We start from the raw sequence: 19,513 nt of genomic DNA, 5'->3' as shown, positions 1-19,513 counted from the left end.
TTTGAAAATGTGATGTAAAAGTAATCTAGATAAAATTTCCATGTGATAGCAACTTATTATAATGAATTTACTAAAAATAGAGGAGAAGAAAATGAATAATATTTTAAAAATTGAAAACCTTAATACATCTTATGGAAAAAATTTAGTTTTAAAAGATATTAATTTAGAAATCAAAGAAGGAAGTATTTTTGGACTGATAGGTCCCAATGGTGCTGGTAAGTCCACTCTAATGAAATCTATCCTAGGTTTAGTAGAGAAGGATTCAGGAAAAATAACTTTATACGGAAAAGAAATAAATGAAAAAAATCAAAAGGAAACAAATAAAAATTTAGGTTCCTTAATAGAAGCCCCATCTTTTTATGACCATCTCACTGCCTATGATAACTTAGATCTTATCTGTGATATGAAAAATATAAATAAAGACAAGATTGATAAAACGCTAAGAGATGTCGGACTAATAAAAAGTAAAGACAAGAAACTAAGAGAATTTTCACTTGGTATGAAGCAAAGGATGGGTATTGCAATCGCCCTTATTGGGAACCCAAAATATTTAATATTAGATGAACCCATTAATGGACTTGACCCCTATGGCATTGAAGAGATGAGGGACTTGTTCAAAAGAATTGTAAAAAATTCAAATACCAGCATCTTAATCTCGTCACATATCTTGGATGAAATCGAAAAAATTTCCACTCACATTGGCATCCTTAAAAATGGATCCTTAACTTACAGTGGTTCCCTAGAAGAATATAGAGAACTTCATCCACCAGTAATTGTTTTAAAAACCTCAGATAATCTTAAGGCTTCAAAAATCCTAGCTTTATCTCAAGAAAATATAATTGACGACTATTTAGTCCTAGGTAACAAGAGTAAAGAAGAAGTTGCAAGAATAATAAAAAATCTTGTCAATGACCTTGATATTTATAGGGTCGAAAAAAGAAAAGAAAGTCTTGAAAAATTATTTATTAAAGAAACAAGTGCAAGGTGATCTCATGAAAAATCTAGAAATAAAAAAGAATAAGGGACTAAAATTAAATTTCACTCTTTTAATTTTATTTGCAATTCATTTATTTTCTATTCTTATTGCTTTCAAGACAAAAGACTTTCAATCTAACAAGTATCCTCTTGCAAGAATATTAGATTCTTATCTTGCATTTTCTTTATTCTTTAATCCCATTGCCCTATCATCACTTGTGAAAAAAGTAATTGAGATTGAAGAGAAAAATAATATGTGGCAACTGCAAATAAGTCTTGGCTTAAAGGTTCAGAAGATTTTGTTGGATAAAATCAAAAACTTGTCCATAAAAGTTTTCTTACTACAAATTCTTGAGTGGTTGATAATTATATTCTTAGCAAGTAAAAATATAAACTTTGACTTAGAAATAAACTTAATAAAAAGAATAATAATTTACTTTTTAACGACTTTATCAATTAACATTTCTATGATCATGATCTTCACAATAATTGAAATTAAAAGTAAAAAGATTTACTTCTCCCTTTTCTTTTCAATTGTTGGAGCAATGTCTGGAATAATTACTATGCTAACATCAAAGTTTTTAACACAAATAAATCCCTTTGGACTCTTCGCCACTATTTTAAATATAAATTATGCAAGAGAAGGACAAGTTTTTATACAGACTATGAATAAAATAAATTATCTCACATTGCCAATAAGTTTAATTTATATTCTTATCGCTTTAATTTACATCATAAGACTTAATAAATATTCACTTTCAAAGGACATCTAGGAGGTATTCATGTTAAAAACAGAATTTAAAAAATTAAAATTATTTTCACTCTTAACTACAATATTAATTATTCCCCTTCTTGCAAATATTTTTGGGACAATAAACTATTTGCAAAATCAAGAAATTTTAAAAAATAAATGGGAAAGTCTTTGGACACAAACATCCCTATTTTACTTCATGTTTTTTATAATCCCACTTATAGCAATTATTGTTTCAAGTCTTTGGTCAGTGGAACATAAGGCGGGTCTAAAATTAATTAGAACTAGCCCAATAAAAAATATTAGTGTTATAATGAGTAAATCTATTGTTGCCCTAATACTAATAAGTTTATGTCAAATATATTTTATAGTTTTATTTATCATGAGTGGAAAATTCGTCTGCGGATTTAAAATTGAAGGTCTGGGCCTCTACTTTTACTACATTGGGATAAGCATCTTATCTTCTATTCCAATAATTTCTATAATGAATTATCTAAGTTTGAAATTTAAGTCTTTAGGTTTAATAGTTCTTATCTCTATTTTGATATCAATTTTTGGCTTCTGTCTTGTAGCACAAAATATATTGCCGATATTTCAAAATATTATAGCTTCAAGCAAACTCGCCATTACAACAAATCATTTTGAACTAATAAGTAGAAATGAAGGATTAAAAATGATCATATTTTCCTTATTTGAGACTCTTATTTTTACAATTTTAGCAAATAAATTCTTAATGTATGAGTAATTATAAAATAATTTATTTAAAAATATCCTTGACAAAAAAATTTTCTCAACTTATAATTCAAAACATAGACTTTGAAGAGGAGAGTACATTGTAAAACTTTTCACAGAGAGATTTCATTTGGTGAAAGAAATCAAAAGAATTGCTTTGGAACATGGCCTTGGAGTCTTCGCACCAAGACAATAGTTTAGACTGCGACAGGTACGCCTGTTATAGCGTTCGGAGTATGTTGGTACTCTATGAGGTTATTTTAGCGATAAAATAATAAAAAAAGGTGGTAACACGAAGCACAGCTTTCGTCCTTTAAGGACGGGAGCTTTTTTTATTTTATAAAAGCTTTTAAAATATTTATTTTTTATTTCCTTTAAGATGCCGACAAGTATTTAAAAATTAGGAGGAAAATATGACAAAGAAAAATTTAGGAACCTTATGTGTTCAAGCTGGTTATGAACCCAAAAATGGAGAAGCGAGAGTTGTACCTATTGTACAATCAACAACCTTTAAATATGACTCTTCAGAACAAATGGCAAATCTTTTTGACTTAAAAGAAGCTGGTTATTTTTATACAAGACTTGCAAATCCAACAAATGATGCCGTTGCAAATAAAATTGTCGCTCTTGAAGGCGGCGTTGCAGGAATTTTGACTTCATCAGGACAAGCTGCTAACTTTTATGCACTGTTAAATATTTTAAAAGCAGGAGATCACATAATTTCATCATCAGCAATTTACGGTGGGACTTATAATTTAATTGCAAATACCTTAAAAAACTTTGGAATTGAGGCAACATTTGTTGACCCTAATATCTCGATTGAAGATTTAAATAAAGAGTTTAAAAAAAATACTAAAGTTGTATTTGGAGAAACTCTTTCAAACCCATCGCTTAAAGTATTGGATATTGAAACCTTTGCTACAGCAGCTCACGAACATGGAGTTCCACTTATAGTTGACAATACTTTTCCCACACCAATTTTCTTGAGGCCAATTGAATGGGGCGCGGATATTGTTACTCATTCAACTACAAAATACATGAATGGATCTGCTAACTCTGTTGGAGGAGCTATTGTTGATTCAGGAAATTTTGATTGGTCAAAATATAAAGATAAATTCCCTGGACTAACAGAACCTGATGAATCCTACCACGGTGTTGTCTTTACAGAAAGCTTTGGAAAAGGAGCTTATATTACAAAAATGACAACAACTCTAATGAGAGACCTTGGAAGTATCCCTTCTCCACAAAATTCTTTTTATTTAGGTATAGGACTTGAAACCCTTCATTTGAGAATGCCAAGACATTTCGAAAATGCACTTGCCCTTGCAAAATATTTAAAATCTAATGATAAAATATCTTGGGTTAATTTTTCTGGATTAGAAGATGACTCACAACATGAACTTGCACAAAAATATTTGCCGAAGGGATCCTGTGGTGTAATTGCATTTGGAATCAAAGGCGGAAGAGTTGCTGCTACAAAATTTATGGACTCACTAAAACTTGCAGCTGTGGTAACTCACGTGGCCGATGCAAGAACTTGTGTCCTTCACCCTGCAAGCACAACTCATAGACAAATGAATGATGAAGAACTTAAAAAAGCCGGCATTAGCCCTGACTTAATTAGAATGAGCGTTGGCATAGAAGATGCAGAGGATATAATAGCTGATGTAGAACAAGCTTTAAATTCCCTATAATATAAAATAATTATTTTATTCCATTTAAATATCTAAAAAAAGAACTTCTTAAATATCTTAAATCATAACCACCCGTCAAATGGGTGGTTTTGCATTTGCGGTACAAAGGTCCCTTAGACTTGTCGTGCCTCAATGGTGCCTTATGATTTACCACTTACATTTTTACTTGCTAATCCCTAAAAAGGTCTGTTTTATCCATTGTTATTTGACCACTCAATTCATCTTCTTTAAGTTAATTATGAATATTCTCTTTTATTGCTTTTTGTATTCTTACCTGCTGTATCTAAAAAATTTTCCCTTCATCAAAATTTTCTTCCTCTGTATTTGTATTTTAAATTGCCCCATTTATCACAAATCATTATGCTACTCTTAACTTATAAAACCCATAAAGTTTTATATACTAGCCTCGCTAGTATTCCGATTAACATTTAACTTGATCCGAACAGACTTCTCTTTCTATTAAATTTACTCTTTTTCAATTACATAATTCTCTTAATTTTGCTCTTATTTCCAATATTTTTCTTCCATAAAATACTTTTCTTCTGTATTTCGACTCAAATACTATGTGGTACTTACAATTCCATTTTGTGTGTTATAAACTGAGTGTATAAGTTAGACTCAAAAAAGATCTTGTTATTTTGTGTTCTGGTAAACCACAAATTTATTTTAACACGAAGGTATTTTTTTTTGTTTTTTATCGCTAAAGCTAAATTGAAACCCAGCCAAGCCAGTGGTTCTAATTACAAATAGCCCGTCCTAAACAAAGGACGAGCTACAGTGATTCCACCTTTTTATCTTTATTAAAATAATAAAAATCTCTCAGGATCAATTAAGTCTTATCTCGATAATGGGAAAACTCGCTACAAGCTAATATCGGTATAGGATTAAAAAGATGCATTTAATTATTTTTTAATAGCTTGATTTTACAGGCATAAAAATAATTAAAAATTTTTAAAATTTTATACTTGCAAGAGAACCCATTGGATCCCATGGTTTCAAATGAATAGGTTCTTTTTCATAAGCCTTAATAACTTTTTCATCTAAATATTTTTTGTTTATAAGGGCTTGATACATATATTCATCAAACCATTCATCACTCATCACAAGATAACCTCTTTCTCCTGAATCTTTGCCCCAAGAGTTTTCAACCTTATACCTATTAATTTTGTCATTTTCTTTATCATAATCACAACCAACAAAAACCATGGCATGAGTCATAAGTGACTCTTTATAGTCTAATCTTTCTTCTTTGGAAAAATCATAATCTACATCTAGTAAATCAAATACTTTTACACTTGAAAGATCAAGTGAGGAACCTTTTCTATTAAAAAATTGTCCAACATCACATCCAAACCAAACTGCTTCATCAGCTTGTAACTGTTTTAAAATCGATTTTTTCATTACATCAATAGGCACATTTACATATCTAACTTCATCTAGTTCTTTTACATTTCCTAAAAAATCTACTGTATAAGATTTAAAGTATGGTTTATCCTTTGTAGGTGCATTAATTAAAGATATATAATCATCTAAATTTATATCTAAATAATTTTCGAAAAATTCTTGTGGACTTAAATTTTTATGAGAAATAAATTCATCATCTTCATTTCTAACTTCAAAATCAAATTTTTCTGGAGGTGTTCCCAAGGCTATTGATAAAATTTCATAAATTTTTCTCATATATTTTTCTTGCAAAGCTTTTAATTTTTCAATATCTTTATCTTTTTCATAAGATTTTCTAATATTTTTTGCATACATTCTTAGAATTTTAGTTAAATAATTATTTAAACTTGCAGTTGCAGACGAATTTACAGATTCCTTCATTGCATATTGAGGCACCAATCCATATTTATTTATAATATTTTTGATCATGTCCCATTGACCACCATCACCCATTGGATCTGTCAGTATATGAGAAAGTAGCCTACTGTCTAAATCTTCATCAAGTGTATTTATTATTGATTCTAAAAAATAGTTGCATCTTTCAAGTTTGTCAAAAAATAAAGTATAATTTTTGGAAAGTTCAAATCCCTTTAAATTATATTTTTTGCAGAGTTTATATTCCATTAAATTTAGGGCTGCGAACATCCAACATCTTCCAGATTGTTTTTGATTTCTTATTTCTTTTTCTTTTAGTTCAATATTAAAAGAAAAAGTATTATTTTTATCTTCAAGTCTATCAATAGAAGCTTCAACAAGACCATTATTTACAGCTGCTCTTTGTGCTATTCTATTGGCTCTATTTTTATAAAAATCTTCTCTACTATTTTTTAAAAATTCTTGTGTCAATTCCATAAAAGTTTTTCTCCCTTTCTTTATTAAATCTATTATCAAATTTCTCTTTATTATTAAGTATACTCTTAAAATTGAATTTTTAAAATTTTACAAATCTTTTTCAAATAATAAATTTAACATTTTTTCTGGATTATCTAGAAAAGTTTTTGTTATATTATAAGCTTCTGTTTCTTTGTAGGTTTTTTTCTCTAATCCATATTCATTAAATTCAAAGATTTCTGCATCTGGAAATGCTAATAATATTGGCGAATGAGTAGCAATAAAAAACTGAGAATCTTCCTTTATTAATTGGTGGATAATATAGAGAAGAGACATCTGCGATGTTGGAGAAAGTGCAGCTTCTGGTTCGTCAAGTAGATAAATTCCTCTTGATCTAAATCTATTTAAGACAAGTGATCTAAAGCTCTCTCCATGAGATTGGCTGTGTAGAGACTTCCCACCATAATTGTCATAAAAATTACCAAAGCCAGAAGCTTGTAAATCATCGACTTCTGTCGCAAGATTATAAAAAGATTCAGCTCTCAAAAAAAATCCATCATTTTCTCTAGCTGGTCCCCTAGCAATTTCTAATAAACTACCAAGTTCAGAATGAGTATTTTTTGTTGCAAAATTAAAATTTTTAGATCCACCCTCTGGATTTAAACCAATAGCAATTGCCAAAGCTTCAAGCAAAGTAGATTTTCCACTCCCATTTTCTCCAACAAAAAATGTCACTGGCTTTTCTATTTTTATTCCATTAAAGTTTTTTAAGAAAGGAATGTTATTTAAATAGGAATCTTTTGGCAAATCTTCTTTATTTATTTTATAAATTTCTTTTATGTATTGCAAAATAAATTCTCCCCTCTTCATTTTCTATTTTATTATATCACTCAAAAAAATTTATTTGCTTTGAACTTGTGATAAGTTTGCTATAATAATCTTAGATGATAAAGGGGGCTATTATGGATAAAATTCTTCTTGGCAAGGGAAAAAATGAAAATTATATTCTTTTAAATAAAATTAATAGACATGGTCTAATTAGTGGAGCTACTGGCACTGGAAAGACAGTGACTTTAAAAGTTTTAACTGAAGCTTTATCAGATGCTGGCGTTCCAACTATTCTTGCTGATGTAAAGGGAGATCTTGCTAATATTTCTAAGGCTGGAAAAATAAATGAAAAATTGCAAGAAAGGCTTAATTTTTTGGGATTAGCTGATTTTGAATTTAAAAATTATCCTGTAAATTTATGGGATATTTATGGAGAAAAAGGAATCCCACTTAGAGTGACTGTTTCTGAAATGGGTCCACTAATGTTATCAAACATATTGGGTTTAAATGACACACAAAGTGGAGTTTTAAATATAATTTTTAAAGTTGCTGACAGTGAAGGTCTTCTTCTAATTGACCTAAAGGATTTAAAAGAACTAATAAATTATGTGTCTGAAAATCGTGATGAAATTAGCAAGACCTACGGCAATGTAGCTAGTCAAAGTTTATCTGCAATTTCTAGAAAATTATTATTTGTTGAGGATGCTGGTGGAGAATTGTTTTTTGGAGAGCCTGCTCTTAATATAAATGATTTATTAAGAACTGATGCCACAGGCAAGGGTTTTGTAAATATTATAAATGCCAATAAACTAATTTCAAATCCACTTTTATATTCAATGTTGTTATTATATATGTTATCAGAAATTTATGAAACTTTCCCTGAAGTTGGCGACTTAGATAAGCCTAAATTAGTGTTTTTCTTTGACGAAGCCCATTTACTTTTTAACAATACGCCAAACATTTTAAAGGAAAAAATTATTCAAGTTGTCAGACTTATAAGGAGTAAAGGTGTAGGTGTATTCTTTATTACACAAAATCCTTTAGATATACCTGAAGAAGTTTCTTCACAACTATCCAATAGAATTATTCATCAATTAAGAGCTTTCTCACCTAAAGAATTAAAAACTATTAAAACAGTTGCCGATACTTTTAGACAAGATGATTCTATTGATTTAAAAGAAGAAATTATAAATTTGAGAACTGGCGAAGCAATAGTCTCTTTTGCTGATGAAAGTGGAGCTCCAACAGTGGCTGATAAATCAATGATTTTAGCTCCTCATTCTTCTTTTGATGCTCTTAGTGATCTTGAATATAGAAATTTAGTTGAGACTTCAGATCTTTATAATAAATACAAAGATGTTTATGACAGAGAATCTGCTTATGAAATTTTAAAAGAAAGATTTGAGAGGGAGAAAATCGCAAAAGAGAGAGAAGAAGAGTTAGCAAAAAGAGAAAAGGAACTAGAAAAAGAAAGAAAACAAGATGCAAATAAAAAATCTTACGTAGACAAGGGCATAGATTCCATGTTAGGTACAATTACTAGAAGTATTGGTCGTGAAATTGCAAGAGGAATACTTGGTTCTATAAAAAAGAAAAGATAAATACAAAAATAAAAGTAAAAAAAGACTGGATTATAGTTTTTAACTATTTCCAGTCTTTTCTACTTAATTATCTTTTTCTTCTTCTAACTCTTCTTCCACTTCTTCCTCAACAGCTTCTTTTATTTTATCATTTTCTATAATTGAAGCTTCAGCAAGTTTATTTAGTTTTTCTCTGTCTTTCTTGCCAAAATCTTCATCGTCATCTAATTTTTTTCTAGTAAGATCGCTCATTTGATCTCTCTTTTTATTTTCTGATTTTATTGCATCTCTTTCTTTAAACCAAGCTACAATGAGGATAATTATTAATATAAGTCCTAAGAATCCAAGTATTGGGTATAAAAGGGCCATTAGTTTCTTAAATCCCATAAAGGATAAAGCAAATCCAAGTAAAGTGAAAATTACTAAGTTTCTCTTAAATTTTTCTTCTGTCAGTGACAATCTCTTAGCTGCTGAATAAAATAATGAGATGGCAGTATTAAAAATCATTCCAAAAATAATTAGTGACATTGCAAGTCCCATGTAAGGATGTACATTATTTAAAATTATTTGCATTGGTATATCAGCATCTTTAACATCATTTAGTGCAAAGAAAAGAGTAAGACCAACTAAAGCTGTAAGAATTGCAACAAGTCCACCACCTAGCATTCCCCCAGCTCTTGCTTGAGAAGAATCAGTTCTACTTCCACCTAATACAAAAGCCATAGAAATACTTGAAATCATACAAAGTCCAAAATAATTAATTGTTGATACTGCAATATTTGGAAGAGATGATCCCATTGATTTACCTAATACATCTAGAGCTTCAAAATCTGGATTTGCCTTCACAATTGTATAAATAGCTCCAATTAAAGTAAAAACTAAAACTAAAGGTGTGAAAAATCCTATAACTTTTGTCACTTTTTCAAAATCCATCATTCCAACAACAATAATTAATAAAGTACAAATTAATGAACCTATCCATGGTGCTAATCCAAATTGTTGCTCAAGATTTGATCCAGCTCCTGCTATCATTACAAAACCCATTAAAAAGCAATTTAAAATTAAAGCAAAATCCATAAATTTTGTAACAAATTTTTCCGAAACTTCTTCTAAAACATCAATATGACTTTGTGCGACAAAATGACTTCCCAGTTGAAGCACTATACCCCCAACAAATATATGAAGTGCACCTATACCAACTAATCCATAAAGTCCGTCTTTCCCAAAGGAAATAAAATATTGCATAATTTCTTGTCCACTAGCTAAACCCGCACCTGTAAGTACACCTACGTAAGCCAAAATTATGCTTATAGTTTTTTTATCCATGTATTCTCCTTATTCTCCAATTAATAACTTAACCCTTATATATTATCACAATGAAAATAAATTACAAATCTATACTTGATAAAGAAATATTACATAAGCAATTACTAAAAGATATTTCTTTTTTACTTTAAACATTTTATCTCCCCTTATTTAATCCTTTAAACATTTGTAAATAACTTTTGTCAATATTTATTATATTAATAAATTTCAAATTTAATTCACTTAATTATTTTCATTAATTAAATTATTTAAGTTAATAATTTTATAACTTTTTTTCTATTAAAATTAGATTTACACCTTTAAGTCCATTAAAAGTACATGGTATACAATCAATTTCTTTATAATCTAAACTTTTATAAAGAGATCTAGCTGATTTGTTTTTCTCATTTGTATCTATTCTCAGATATTTACAATTTTTGCTTCTTGCATATTCTTCATAAAATTTTACAAAATTTTTTCCATTGCCTTTTCCAGACATATCTGGGTCAACGACAAGTGTGTGAAGAACCATAACTTCTGAATCTGTTGCTTCAAATTTCCACTTAGCTTTTTTATAAACATCTACTTGTTCCTGATTAATTATCCCAGAAGCTAGAATAACACCATCCTCCTCCATGACAAATAAATCATGCCTTTTAAGAGCATCTTCTGCTGTCTCTCTAACTGGATAAATATCTCTTTTCCAGCCAACACTTATAAAACCATTTTCTTCAGCTTGATGAATCTTTTCATAAATCTTTTCTACGAAGTCTATATCTATTCTATTAGCTTTTCTTATAATCATTTTTATCTCCCAAAATCAAATTCTAAAACTTTATATTTATATTTCTCTTATTTTAAAACATATTATATAACAAAAAAACTCTTAAAATTATTTCTAATTTTAAGAGTTATAAAAATTTATAAAATGAAAAATTATTATTTAATTGTGAAAAATTGATTCAATATTTTTTTTGACTAATTTTAAAAGTTCATTTGTCAATTCTTGAATATCTTCTCCCAAAATGATTCCGTGCTTATATTTAAAAGAATCATTCCAAATATAATTAAAGGTTTTTGTATCTATATTTGATATTTTTCCTATTTGAATTGCATAAATCTCTATTCCATCTTCGATTAAATCCCTTACAATATCTTTTGTTGAACCAGGAAAAGTAGAAGCTCCGTCTGTAATTTCAAATATTATTTTGTATTCCTTTTTAGAATTTATTCTTCTTTTTTGCTCATCATCTATATTATTATATAAGTCTCTAAGACAAGCTGCATCCTCAGTAGTTCCATCACTTGCATCAACTTTTACTATAGAAGATATAATTTTTGATTCCTCTAAATCCTTCTTGTCTTTAAAATCTTTTATTTTATAATGATTTTTTCCGAAAAACCACGTTTCAGTCAATACTTCTATTTTTTGATTTGTCTTTTTTGCCTCAATTTGCAAATAATTATTAAAGTCTTTTATGGATAAAAGAGTAGCTGCTAATGTTTTTCTTGTTGCTTCAATTTTCTCTTTATTCATAGATCCTGAATTATCTATTAAAAAAGATATTTCAATTTTTTCTGGCAAAAGTTTATTATGAGATTCTAAAAAATTCTTATCAAAAATTTTAAGTTCTTTATAATTCCCTTTTTGTTCTGCTTCAACAAAGTCTGGGTAATTGTATATTAAATCATTTACATTTAGTTTTCCTCTTGCCTGTCTATTTCTTTTTACATTAATTTCTTTTTTTGCAGAACCTATTAACTTTTTCCAAAACTCTCCCATTTCTTTTCTTTGTTTATTTGTCTTATTTACATAAAAATTAAATAGCTCTAGATCCTTCTCATTAACACCATAAGATTCCAAATCTTTTTTATCAAATTCTCCAGTAGCTTTCAGGTTATTAATTTCTTGCTCTAGAATTTCTTCTAGTGTTTCTTCCACATCTTTTCTTGTAGACTCAATTTTATTGGAAGATTTTTCTTTTTTACTTTCTTCAAAAAATTTTTTTCCTTCTTCTCCACTGCTTTCACTTGTTCCCATAGAGTCAATTTCTTCTAGCCAATATTTTTTAAAACTTGGGTAAATAAAAGATTTTATAAGTGGATCTCTTTTTCTTATACCTTCATCTTCATTGATTTCTTTTATTAATTCTTTAGTTAAAAATTTATAGATAGACTGTGAAAAAATTTTAGCATCAAATTTCCCTTCTATTTCAGAAACTAAACTTTCATTTTCACTATAAATATTCCAAATCAAAAAACTTTCTGAGAATCCATTGTGAGGTAATGAAGAAAAGATTTCTTCAGAGTCAATTTTATCTTTCATATAATTTATAATTTTTTCTTTTTCTTCTTCATCTCTGTAAACAGGACAGCTTTCTAGAACTCTTAGAAAAGCTGTATATTTATCCATTTCAAATAAAAAATCTAAAATTTCACTTTTTACATATTCTCTTATAGTTTTTATATCAATTTTATTATCATCATCTAATAGTTCATTGGTTTTTTTTGAAATAATATAAGTGATTTCATCAATTTCTTTTTTCCAAGCAAACTCTCTACCTAAATAATATTTAGGATTTTTTTTCCAATCTGGATATAAAGCTAACTCATTATATATATGCCATAAAACCTCATTATTATTTAAATCATCTTCCACAAAAGTAGCTAGTGGAAGATACAAAATAGATTCACTTGCTTTAAGAGAAAATTTTTCTAAACTCTTAGATCCAATATATCTGAGGCTCTGATCCCTAGTAAACGTTGCGAGAGATTGTTTATGATTTTCTAAAAATATCTTTAGATTTGCTTCAGCTTCTTTTTTTATACTGTTTTCATCTAACGATTCTTTACTTAATCCAAACATTTCTTTCCTCCTAGTCATATAAACTAATACTTTTCAGTTTATCTAAAGAATCAAGTCTATCAATATTTAAAATTGAAAAATTGCCATTAAAATCCACAGATAAAAAAATTGATGATTCTATTGGTATGAGATTTATTAAAAATAGTTCAGACAGAAAAACTTTAGAATTTAATTTCCACTCTCCCATATTTTCTTCCAATAAATATACAAATCCATCTTCTGTAAGAATAAGAGCACTTCCATTTTTTGATGAAATATTAAATAAATTACCCTTAATTTTTTCTTTTTCTAACATTATTACTTCTTTCTTTTCTAAATCATAAAGTGCAAACTTTCCACTTTCTCCTAAAATTGCGCATATATTTTTATCTAAATTTTCATTTTCAAGAAGAGCTAATTTCTCAATTCGGTCTTCAAAAATATTTGTCTTTTTTTCAATTATAATTTCTTCATCAAAATATTTTGCCTCTAAAATGCTTCCATCACTTGTTGCAATTGCAATTTTAGAATTAGAAATTTTAATCAACGAACTAATTTCTTCTTTTATAATAGATAATTTAATTTGATTTAAAACTTTGACTTTAGAATAGTCATCATTAAATCCTAATATTAATAAGTGATTCCTTCCTAATTGACATAAAAATTTTTTATCTGATAAATTAATAATATTTTCAAAACCTTTGAATTTTGTTTCTACTTTATTGATTTTTAAAGAATTAATATTCTCAAAGAGATCCTCGCTATTTTTGCATGAAAAAATAAATATTTCTCCACTTACAGTAAAAACTAAAAATTTATCTTCATTTATTTGATAGCAAAAAATTATTAATTTATTAAAATTTTTTATAGGAGAACTTAATTCTAGCTTAGATTTATCTTCGTCTAAAAATCTACCAAAAAAAGATTTTTGATTTGAGTCACAAAAGAAAAATATATCTTTTTTTATCTTTAAATAAGATTTCAAATAACTTTCAGACTTAAAAGTTCCCTCTACTTTTATAGGATAACTATTTATTTTTGTTTCATATAAATTTGGGGAATACAACCTATAATAAGCTAAAAGTTCATTCAAAATTATATTTTCATTTTCTTCTATTGACAATAATTTATCTTCAAAATCTTCTTTTAAATTACCCTTTTCTAAACTTTCATTTAAGTCTTTTCTTAATTTTATTAAATTTTCTTTAAATTCATTTGTATTTATAGAGAATTTCATTTTTTATTTTTTTCCATATCTTCTAAATACTCAAGAAGAAATTTAGAATGTTCCAACTTGTTTAATCTTTGATCGAAATCTTCATATTCTTCCAAAGAAATTTTATGGTCTTCTTCTATTTTTTTTAAAAAACTTTTAAGATTTTCTGGTACTTCTTTTCTTTCAGGTATTGGACCAAATAATATCTTTATTAAATCTAGATAACTTAAACTTTCTGTCTCTCCCCTTGTATATTCATAAGGTCTATTTCTTATTTCGTCAAATTCTTGTACTACTTTTCCAAGATTTTCATTATTTATAGTCCATCCTTCAGACTCTTTAAAAAATCCAAATCTAACAGCTTGAGATAAAATATAAGCTTGATCTTTTGGCTCTGTGATAGAACTAATAAATCCATCCCATAAAGCCATACTCAAATCTTTTTCTTCTCCTAGATTCCAATTTTCTAATACTCTTAAAATATTTCTAAGTGACAAAACAGATTCTTTTAGTTCTGGTAAATCTTGAGTCGACTTTTTATTTTTATCAGAAATTAATTTTCCCATAAAAACTTCTTGAGTTATTCTAGAAAGTTGTGCCAATCTAAAAAGTTCTTCCAAAGTTTTTGTAGGAGTAGGAATGTGTAAATTTCCATTATTATCAGCAAGTCTAACTAAAATTATCCTAAATAGTTCATTCTTTTTATTATCCTTTTGATTTTTTAAAGATCCTATTGTTTTTTGATTTACATAATTATATTCTATGGTTTGAAAGCGAGATTTAAAAGCTGGATTTAATTCATTTGTTGCTTCATAACTTACTGAATCAGTTGAGAGATTTCCTGTACCAATAAGACCAAAACCTTTTTTTATTTTTACTGGTCCAATTCCAGTAACATAAGCCTTAGATCCAATTTTACTTTGCAAAATATCATTTAAACCTATTAAATTTTGCATTGCAATAGTATTAAGCTCGTCTATGATAACAGGTTTTCCTTTTTTAACAGCTAATAATATTTCTCTTTCAATTTTTTTGACTACTGTTCCATAAGTCGTATTCCTAGCTATAAAAATTTCAGATATACTATCCCAAAGCTTACTTTTTATTAAATCTTGTTTTTGTGAGTCCATTTTTTCTAGCTCTTTTTCATGAGATTTTGTCCAAGTAAAATATTGATCCACAACTTCATCTATTAATTCTATGTTACTTTCGTTAGAAGAAGCTTTTTCCAGAGATAAAGTCTTTTCCACAAACATATCTTCATAAGTTAAATTGTAAGATCCAGAAATAAAATATGGATATATTTTTTCTCTATCATCTTGATTACCATCTTTTAAAATATTTTTATAATAATTTCTCTTTTTTTCTCTCAATTCTTTAAATTTATATATTGCTTCATCTTCATTTGCATTTTTATTTTTTAAAAACCATTTTTCTAAGTCGTCTTCTAATTCCTTTTGAATAATATTTTCTATAGTAAACTCTATTGCTGCTTCTCTTGCTATCTGTGTTTTTCCACTTCCCAAGTGCCCAATTATATATACTGGAGTCCCTTGTTTTAGTGATGATATAATCTTTTTCTTTGTATCAACTACATATTTTACTTCAACTAGACCCTTGTTATAGCCTGTCTCTATATCTTTCATTAACTGCCTTTGATAATAAAATTCCCAAGCTTCAGGAGACGAATTTATAATTTCATTTAATTTTTTAGAATATTCATTAATTTTATTGATTCTATATCTTGTGGCAGGATTACTTCCAGCAAAATTACTCTTATAATTTTTTTGACTTAAATTTCTTTCGTATTCTAAGAAAAACTTTTCATATTCAATTAAATTTTCTAATTCTTCAATATTCTCTTTTTGTTTATTTTTCTCGAATTTTATATAGTCTCCATACTTTTTTAATATAGAATTTTCTTTATTTATTTTTTTATTTTCTTTTTCATATTTCCTAAAATTTTTAAAAAATTCTCCTGATTCTAGATTGGATTCATTTTCTTCTGATGCTTCACTTCTCAAAACATCTTCATACATTTTTTGAATTTCATCCAAAGTAGGCAAAGCTTGATTATTCAAGTTGTTTTTATTCATGAGAATACTCCTTTATTTTAAAAGTTAAAAAAAGGGACGATAATTAAACCGTCCCAAATTTTTAAATTAATAATTTAATATTAAACTATTAAATTATATGAAATTCTTTTAACATTTCTTCTATATCTGTTCCCTTGATAAGTTTTGCAACTTTCATCTTTTGTAGTGGGCTAAGTGGAAGTTCAGGTTTTTTACCATCTGATAAAGCAACCATTCCATTTAGTAGATATCTTAAATCATATCTTGAAGCATAAACTTCTGGAACAGCTTTTTCTACTCCACAAAGAACATAAACTGCTTCCATAGCTGTTCTTCCAGAATATTCTGTTGTAAATACTGTATCTCTTCCTGGTTCATCTAAAGTTTCAGCAAATTGTCCTAGAAAAGCAAAGTTTACTCCACCCTTTGGAACTACATAAGGTCTATCTCCAGATTTTCTAGGCATAAATTGTGAAGTTATATATGGCATCATAACTGGAACAGCTGTACAAGTTTCTGCAAGCTTATCAATTTCATTAACTGGTACACCAATGTGATATAGCCATTCTTTAGTGATTTCTTTACCAGTACAATCTCTCATTTTCTTTTTGATGAAGTCACCTTCTACATCTGTGAATAGTCCGTAAACCCAAACAGCAATATCATTTTCAGGTTGTTCTGGATATTGTCCTTGTCTATTAATTGTCCAAGACATTAACCAAGATGAATCAACGCAAGTTACAATACCACCAGTTACGGTTTTTCCACCATAAGGACTTCTCTTTGTAATTTTTTCAATATATTTTGGAACAGATTCATCGTGGCAAGTTACTGTACATGATTCCCAGTTACTCTTTTCTACATCAGAACAGAAAACTTCTGGATGCCCAAAATCATCAGATTTTCTAGCAATATTTTTCCACATTTCCCAACAACCAGATTGTTCATCACTAAGTTCAGCTGCTGTATTGTCATCTCCATAAGAAGAATTTTCAGTCATTGAACCATTTGTAATAAATAGTAGATCATTTTCTGTTAAATCAATTGACTTATCATTTCCATCTTTATCTTCAGCAATAATTTTTGTGGCAACTTTTTTATTTTCAGAAATATCAAAATCTACATCAGTAACTTTTATATTGTATTGGAATTTACATCCATGATTTTCAAGATACTTAACCATAGGTTTTACAATTGAATTGTATTGGTCATATCTAGTAAATCTAAGTGCTGATAAATCTGTAAGACCACCTACATGGTGAATGAAACGATTTAAATATAATTTCATTTCTAAAGCTGAGTGCCAATTTTCAAAAGCAAACATAGTTCTCCATAAAGTCCAAAAATCGGAATTTAAAAGACCATCTGAAAAAATATCTTCAATTGCTTTATCTTCAAGTTTTTCATCTTGAGTCATACAAAGTTCAGCAATTTCCTTAACTTGATCTTGAGTTAAATTAAACTTGCCATCATCATACCTTTCACCTTGTTTGTGAGTTATACGACAATTACTGTAATTTGGATCATCATAATTAGTATAGAAATAATCATCTAAAACACTAATTTCAGGATCTTCTAAGCTTGGGATTGAGCTCCAAATATCCCATAGACATTCAAAGTGAGCACCAGTTTCTCTACCACCACGTGCAACATATCCTCTAGTGTCCATATATTCACCATCGAGTGATCCACCTGGAATATCTAATTGTTCAAGGAAAGTAATTTTCTTACCATCCATGTGGGCATCTCTAATTAAAAAGCAAGCTGCTGTTAGAGCTGCAATACCAGTTCCAACTAAATATGCAGATTTTTCTTCTATACCTTCTGGTTTTCTAGCCTTAACTAATCTTTGAAAATCTCCATTAGTTAATTTAAGTCTTTTATCATGAGTTTTAAGTTCCATAACATCCTCCTTAGATAGTTCTTTATCTTTCTTTCTGTATTCATTAAACCATTATTTTGATAAAGTGTCATCTCCCAAAAGAGGACATTTGGGGTAATTTTACCCAATATCAAAGTTTTGGGTAAACTCTTTTAAATTCTCACTTCTCTTTAAAGATAATAAAATATTACCATCCATTAGCTCTCCGATTCTTCGTGCAATAGCTTTAGGATCTGTCTTCATATCAGTTGCTACCCATTGAATTAAAGAAGAACTTAGAGCACATTGATAAAAATAAGCAATTAGCTTTATATCAATTTCTTTAGCCTGAGTGTCCTTAGCAACTCTTCTTACATATTTTCTCATTATTTCACCTGAAATAGAAAAAATATATTTTTCCAACTCAATTTTATAATCAGATTCATACATGTGCTTTACAACTTTTTTGTTATCTAAGATAAATTTAGCAGCTAAAATAAAACTCTCTTCCCATGATAAGGTCTCAGTGAACTCCTCAATTACCCTTTCAAGTTCTTCATCAAAAATTTCCTTTACCAATTGTGTCAAATTTTCATAGTGATAATAAAAAGTTTTTCTCTCAATATTACATGTTTTAGCTAATTCTGTAACAGTTATATTATGTAACTTCTTTTTATTTAAAAGATTTATAAACTCTTTTCTGATCAAATCTTTAGTATAGTTTTTCGCCATAAAAAACCTCTTTCTGAGAATTATTCTAATTTCTTTAGTCAACTTTATTAGTTTCACATACTCTAGTATCATTATAGTTATGATTTATTTTATTAGTAAAATTCTAAAATTTTCAAACTTTTTAAATTAAGGCTTTTAAAATTAAATATTTATTTTTAATCCTTATAAACAATTATTTATTTTTCTCAAGGATAGCGACTGATTCCACATGGATTGAGTTGTCATTATGGATAAAATTAAAAGTTTTTCAAAAGCTTCGTATACGGGAATAGGCCAAGGTGATAAGCTCGATAAACTTGGATGGTTGAATATCATTATTTAATCAAATTACTAGTGATTCTATCAAATGTTTCTTCTTTTAATTTCCAAATACCTGCATAGGGCTGCTCAACATAACTACTGTTTTTGTCTTTATATATATACGCAAGGCTTGGACTTCCTTCTGCATTTTTATGGTGAAATTTGACGATAATATAATCCTTTATATTTGTGGGTTGATCGTTGACACTTTCCCTACCGGTATCATTGGTATTTTCCTTAATTCCTTCAATTATGCCGGATATTTCATCTTGATTCTCAATTTTCAAACTATCTTCTGAAGTGTTTTTTATAATTTCAATTTCTTTTATTTCTTCGGCTTTTGGT

Annotated in this window: 15 protein-coding genes, 1 pseudogene and 1 other annotated feature (1 of these 17 only partly in view); of the genes and pseudogenes, 5 read left to right on the top strand and 11 right to left on the bottom strand. The window is 28.1% G+C overall.

Annotation, left to right across the window (positions count from 1 at the left end; genetic code table 11):
- Positions 1-91 precede the first annotated feature (91 nt).
- From BN3657_RS06310 to BN3657_RS06295, 4 genes are all read left to right on the top strand, one after another.
- Positions 92-988 carry an ABC transporter ATP-binding protein gene (locus BN3657_RS06310; protein WP_062552228.1) on the top strand — a complete coding sequence of 299 codons (897 nt, stop codon included), beginning with the start codon at positions 92-94 and terminating at the stop codon, positions 986-988.
- 4 nt (positions 989-992) lie between these two features.
- Complete coding sequence (locus tag BN3657_RS06305; protein ID WP_062552227.1) at positions 993-1,748, top strand: ABC-2 family transporter permease; 756 nt, start codon at positions 993-995, stop codon at positions 1,746-1,748.
- 9 nt (positions 1,749-1,757) lie between these two features.
- Entirely contained in the window at positions 1,758-2,471 is a 714-nt protein-coding gene (locus BN3657_RS06300) for an ABC transporter permease (RefSeq protein WP_062552226.1), read from the top strand.
- Positions 2,472-2,533: 62 nt separating this feature from the next.
- Positions 2,534-2,775: a binding site (T-box leader), on the top strand.
- A 96-nt stretch (positions 2,776-2,871) separates the two neighbouring features.
- Complete coding sequence (locus BN3657_RS06295; RefSeq protein WP_062552225.1) at positions 2,872-4,152, top strand: O-acetylhomoserine aminocarboxypropyltransferase/cysteine synthase family protein; 1,281 nt, start codon at positions 2,872-2,874, stop codon at positions 4,150-4,152.
- Between the two features lie 478 nt (positions 4,153-4,630).
- Here BN3657_RS06295 and BN3657_RS08630 read toward each other — a convergent pair.
- The 3 genes and pseudogenes from BN3657_RS08630 to BN3657_RS06280 all read right to left on the bottom strand — a co-directional run.
- Positions 4,631-4,744: pseudogene (locus BN3657_RS08630) on the bottom strand (transposase); the annotation flags it as partial.
- Positions 4,745-5,103: 359 nt separating this feature from the next.
- A complete protein-coding gene (locus BN3657_RS06285; RefSeq protein WP_062552224.1) occupies positions 5,104-6,447 on the bottom strand; it encodes a C1 family peptidase in 1,344 nt (447 codons plus the stop codon).
- A gap of 87 nt (positions 6,448-6,534) precedes the next feature.
- Complete coding sequence (locus BN3657_RS06280) at positions 6,535-7,275, bottom strand: AAA family ATPase (RefSeq protein ID WP_222859623.1); 741 nt, start codon at positions 7,273-7,275, stop codon at positions 6,535-6,537.
- A 113-nt stretch (positions 7,276-7,388) separates the two neighbouring features.
- Between BN3657_RS06280 and BN3657_RS06275 the strand changes: the two genes are divergently transcribed.
- Positions 7,389-8,855 carry a helicase HerA-like domain-containing protein gene (locus BN3657_RS06275; protein WP_062552222.1) on the top strand — a complete coding sequence of 489 codons (1,467 nt, stop codon included), beginning with the start codon at positions 7,389-7,391 and terminating at the stop codon, positions 8,853-8,855.
- A gap of 63 nt (positions 8,856-8,918) precedes the next feature.
- Here the strand turns inward: BN3657_RS06275 and BN3657_RS06270 are convergent, their stop codons facing one another.
- The 8 genes from BN3657_RS06270 to BN3657_RS06235 form a co-directional block, all read right to left on the bottom strand.
- Entirely contained in the window at positions 8,919-10,160 is a 1,242-nt protein-coding gene (locus tag BN3657_RS06270; RefSeq protein ID WP_062552221.1) for a YkvI family membrane protein, read from the bottom strand.
- A 262-nt stretch (positions 10,161-10,422) separates the two neighbouring features.
- Complete coding sequence (locus tag BN3657_RS06265; protein ID WP_062552220.1) at positions 10,423-10,944, bottom strand: GNAT family N-acetyltransferase; 522 nt, start codon at positions 10,942-10,944, stop codon at positions 10,423-10,425.
- Positions 10,945-11,082: 138 nt separating this feature from the next.
- Positions 11,083-13,005, bottom strand: a complete 1,923-nt coding sequence (locus BN3657_RS06260) for a vWA domain-containing protein (RefSeq protein WP_062552219.1) — start codon at positions 13,003-13,005, stop codon at positions 11,083-11,085.
- Between the two features lie 10 nt (positions 13,006-13,015).
- Positions 13,016-14,221, bottom strand: coding sequence for a hypothetical protein (locus tag BN3657_RS06255; protein ID WP_062552218.1), 1,206 nt, complete (start codon positions 14,219-14,221; stop codon positions 13,016-13,018).
- The gene (locus BN3657_RS06250; RefSeq protein WP_062552217.1) at positions 14,218-16,296 is read right to left on the bottom strand and encodes a P-loop NTPase family protein; all 2,079 of its coding nucleotides are present in this window, start codon (positions 16,294-16,296) and stop codon (positions 14,218-14,220) included. Before BN3657_RS06250 ends, BN3657_RS06255 begins: the two co-directional genes overlap by 4 nt.
- 88 nt (positions 16,297-16,384) lie before the next feature.
- Positions 16,385-18,178: an oleate hydratase gene (locus BN3657_RS06245; protein ID WP_062552216.1), complete on the bottom strand. Its 1,794-nt coding sequence runs from the start codon at positions 18,176-18,178 to the stop codon at positions 16,385-16,387.
- 99 nt (positions 18,179-18,277) lie between these two features.
- Positions 18,278-18,868: a TetR-like C-terminal domain-containing protein gene (locus BN3657_RS06240; RefSeq protein WP_062552215.1), complete on the bottom strand. Its 591-nt coding sequence runs from the start codon at positions 18,866-18,868 to the stop codon at positions 18,278-18,280.
- Positions 18,869-19,182: 314 nt separating this feature from the next.
- Positions 19,183-19,513, bottom strand: the 3' portion of a protein-coding gene (locus BN3657_RS06235) for a DUF5301 domain-containing protein (RefSeq protein WP_230204192.1). The gene runs 131 nt beyond the window's last position; the window shows 331 of its 462 coding nt (coding positions 132-462); its start codon lies off the right edge, out of view — the gene reads right to left on this strand; its stop codon occupies positions 19,183-19,185.

This window comes from Peptoniphilus phoceensis, assembly GCF_001517665.2.
Lineage (GTDB): Bacteria > Bacillota > Clostridia > Tissierellales > Peptoniphilaceae > Peptoniphilus_A > Peptoniphilus_A timonensis.
This window is presented reverse-complemented; position numbering and strand designations above follow the sequence as displayed.

Bases quoted from the DNA above. Each gene is read 5' to 3' on its own strand.
- BN3657_RS06250 (WP_062552217.1), bottom strand. From the start codon at position 16,296: ATGAATAAAAACAACTTGAATAATCAAGCTTTGCCTACTTTGGATGAA.
- BN3657_RS06300 (WP_062552226.1), top strand. From the start codon at position 1,758: ATGTTAAAAACAGAATTTAAAAAATTAAAATTATTTTCACTCTTAACT.
- BN3657_RS06240 (WP_062552215.1), bottom strand. From the start codon at position 18,868: ATGGCGAAAAACTATACTAAAGATTTGATCAGAAAAGAGTTTATAAAT.
- BN3657_RS06275 (WP_062552222.1), top strand. From the start codon at position 7,389: ATGGATAAAATTCTTCTTGGCAAGGGAAAAAATGAAAATTATATTCTT.
- BN3657_RS06310 (WP_062552228.1), top strand. From the start codon at position 92: ATGAATAATATTTTAAAAATTGAAAACCTTAATACATCTTATGGAAAA.
- BN3657_RS06305 (WP_062552227.1), top strand. From the start codon at position 993: ATGAAAAATCTAGAAATAAAAAAGAATAAGGGACTAAAATTAAATTTC.
- BN3657_RS06245 (WP_062552216.1), bottom strand. From the start codon at position 18,178: ATGGAACTTAAAACTCATGATAAAAGACTTAAATTAACTAATGGAGAT.
- BN3657_RS06270 (WP_062552221.1), bottom strand. From the start codon at position 10,160: ATGGATAAAAAAACTATAAGCATAATTTTGGCTTACGTAGGTGTACTT.
- BN3657_RS06255 (WP_062552218.1), bottom strand. From the start codon at position 14,221: ATGAAATTCTCTATAAATACAAATGAATTTAAAGAAAATTTAATAAAA.
- BN3657_RS06260 (WP_062552219.1), bottom strand. From the start codon at position 13,005: ATGTTTGGATTAAGTAAAGAATCGTTAGATGAAAACAGTATAAAAAAA.
- BN3657_RS06285 (WP_062552224.1), bottom strand. From the start codon at position 6,447: ATGGAATTGACACAAGAATTTTTAAAAAATAGTAGAGAAGATTTTTAT.
- BN3657_RS06295 (WP_062552225.1), top strand. From the start codon at position 2,872: ATGACAAAGAAAAATTTAGGAACCTTATGTGTTCAAGCTGGTTATGAA.
- BN3657_RS06265 (WP_062552220.1), bottom strand. From the start codon at position 10,944: ATGATTATAAGAAAAGCTAATAGAATAGATATAGACTTCGTAGAAAAG.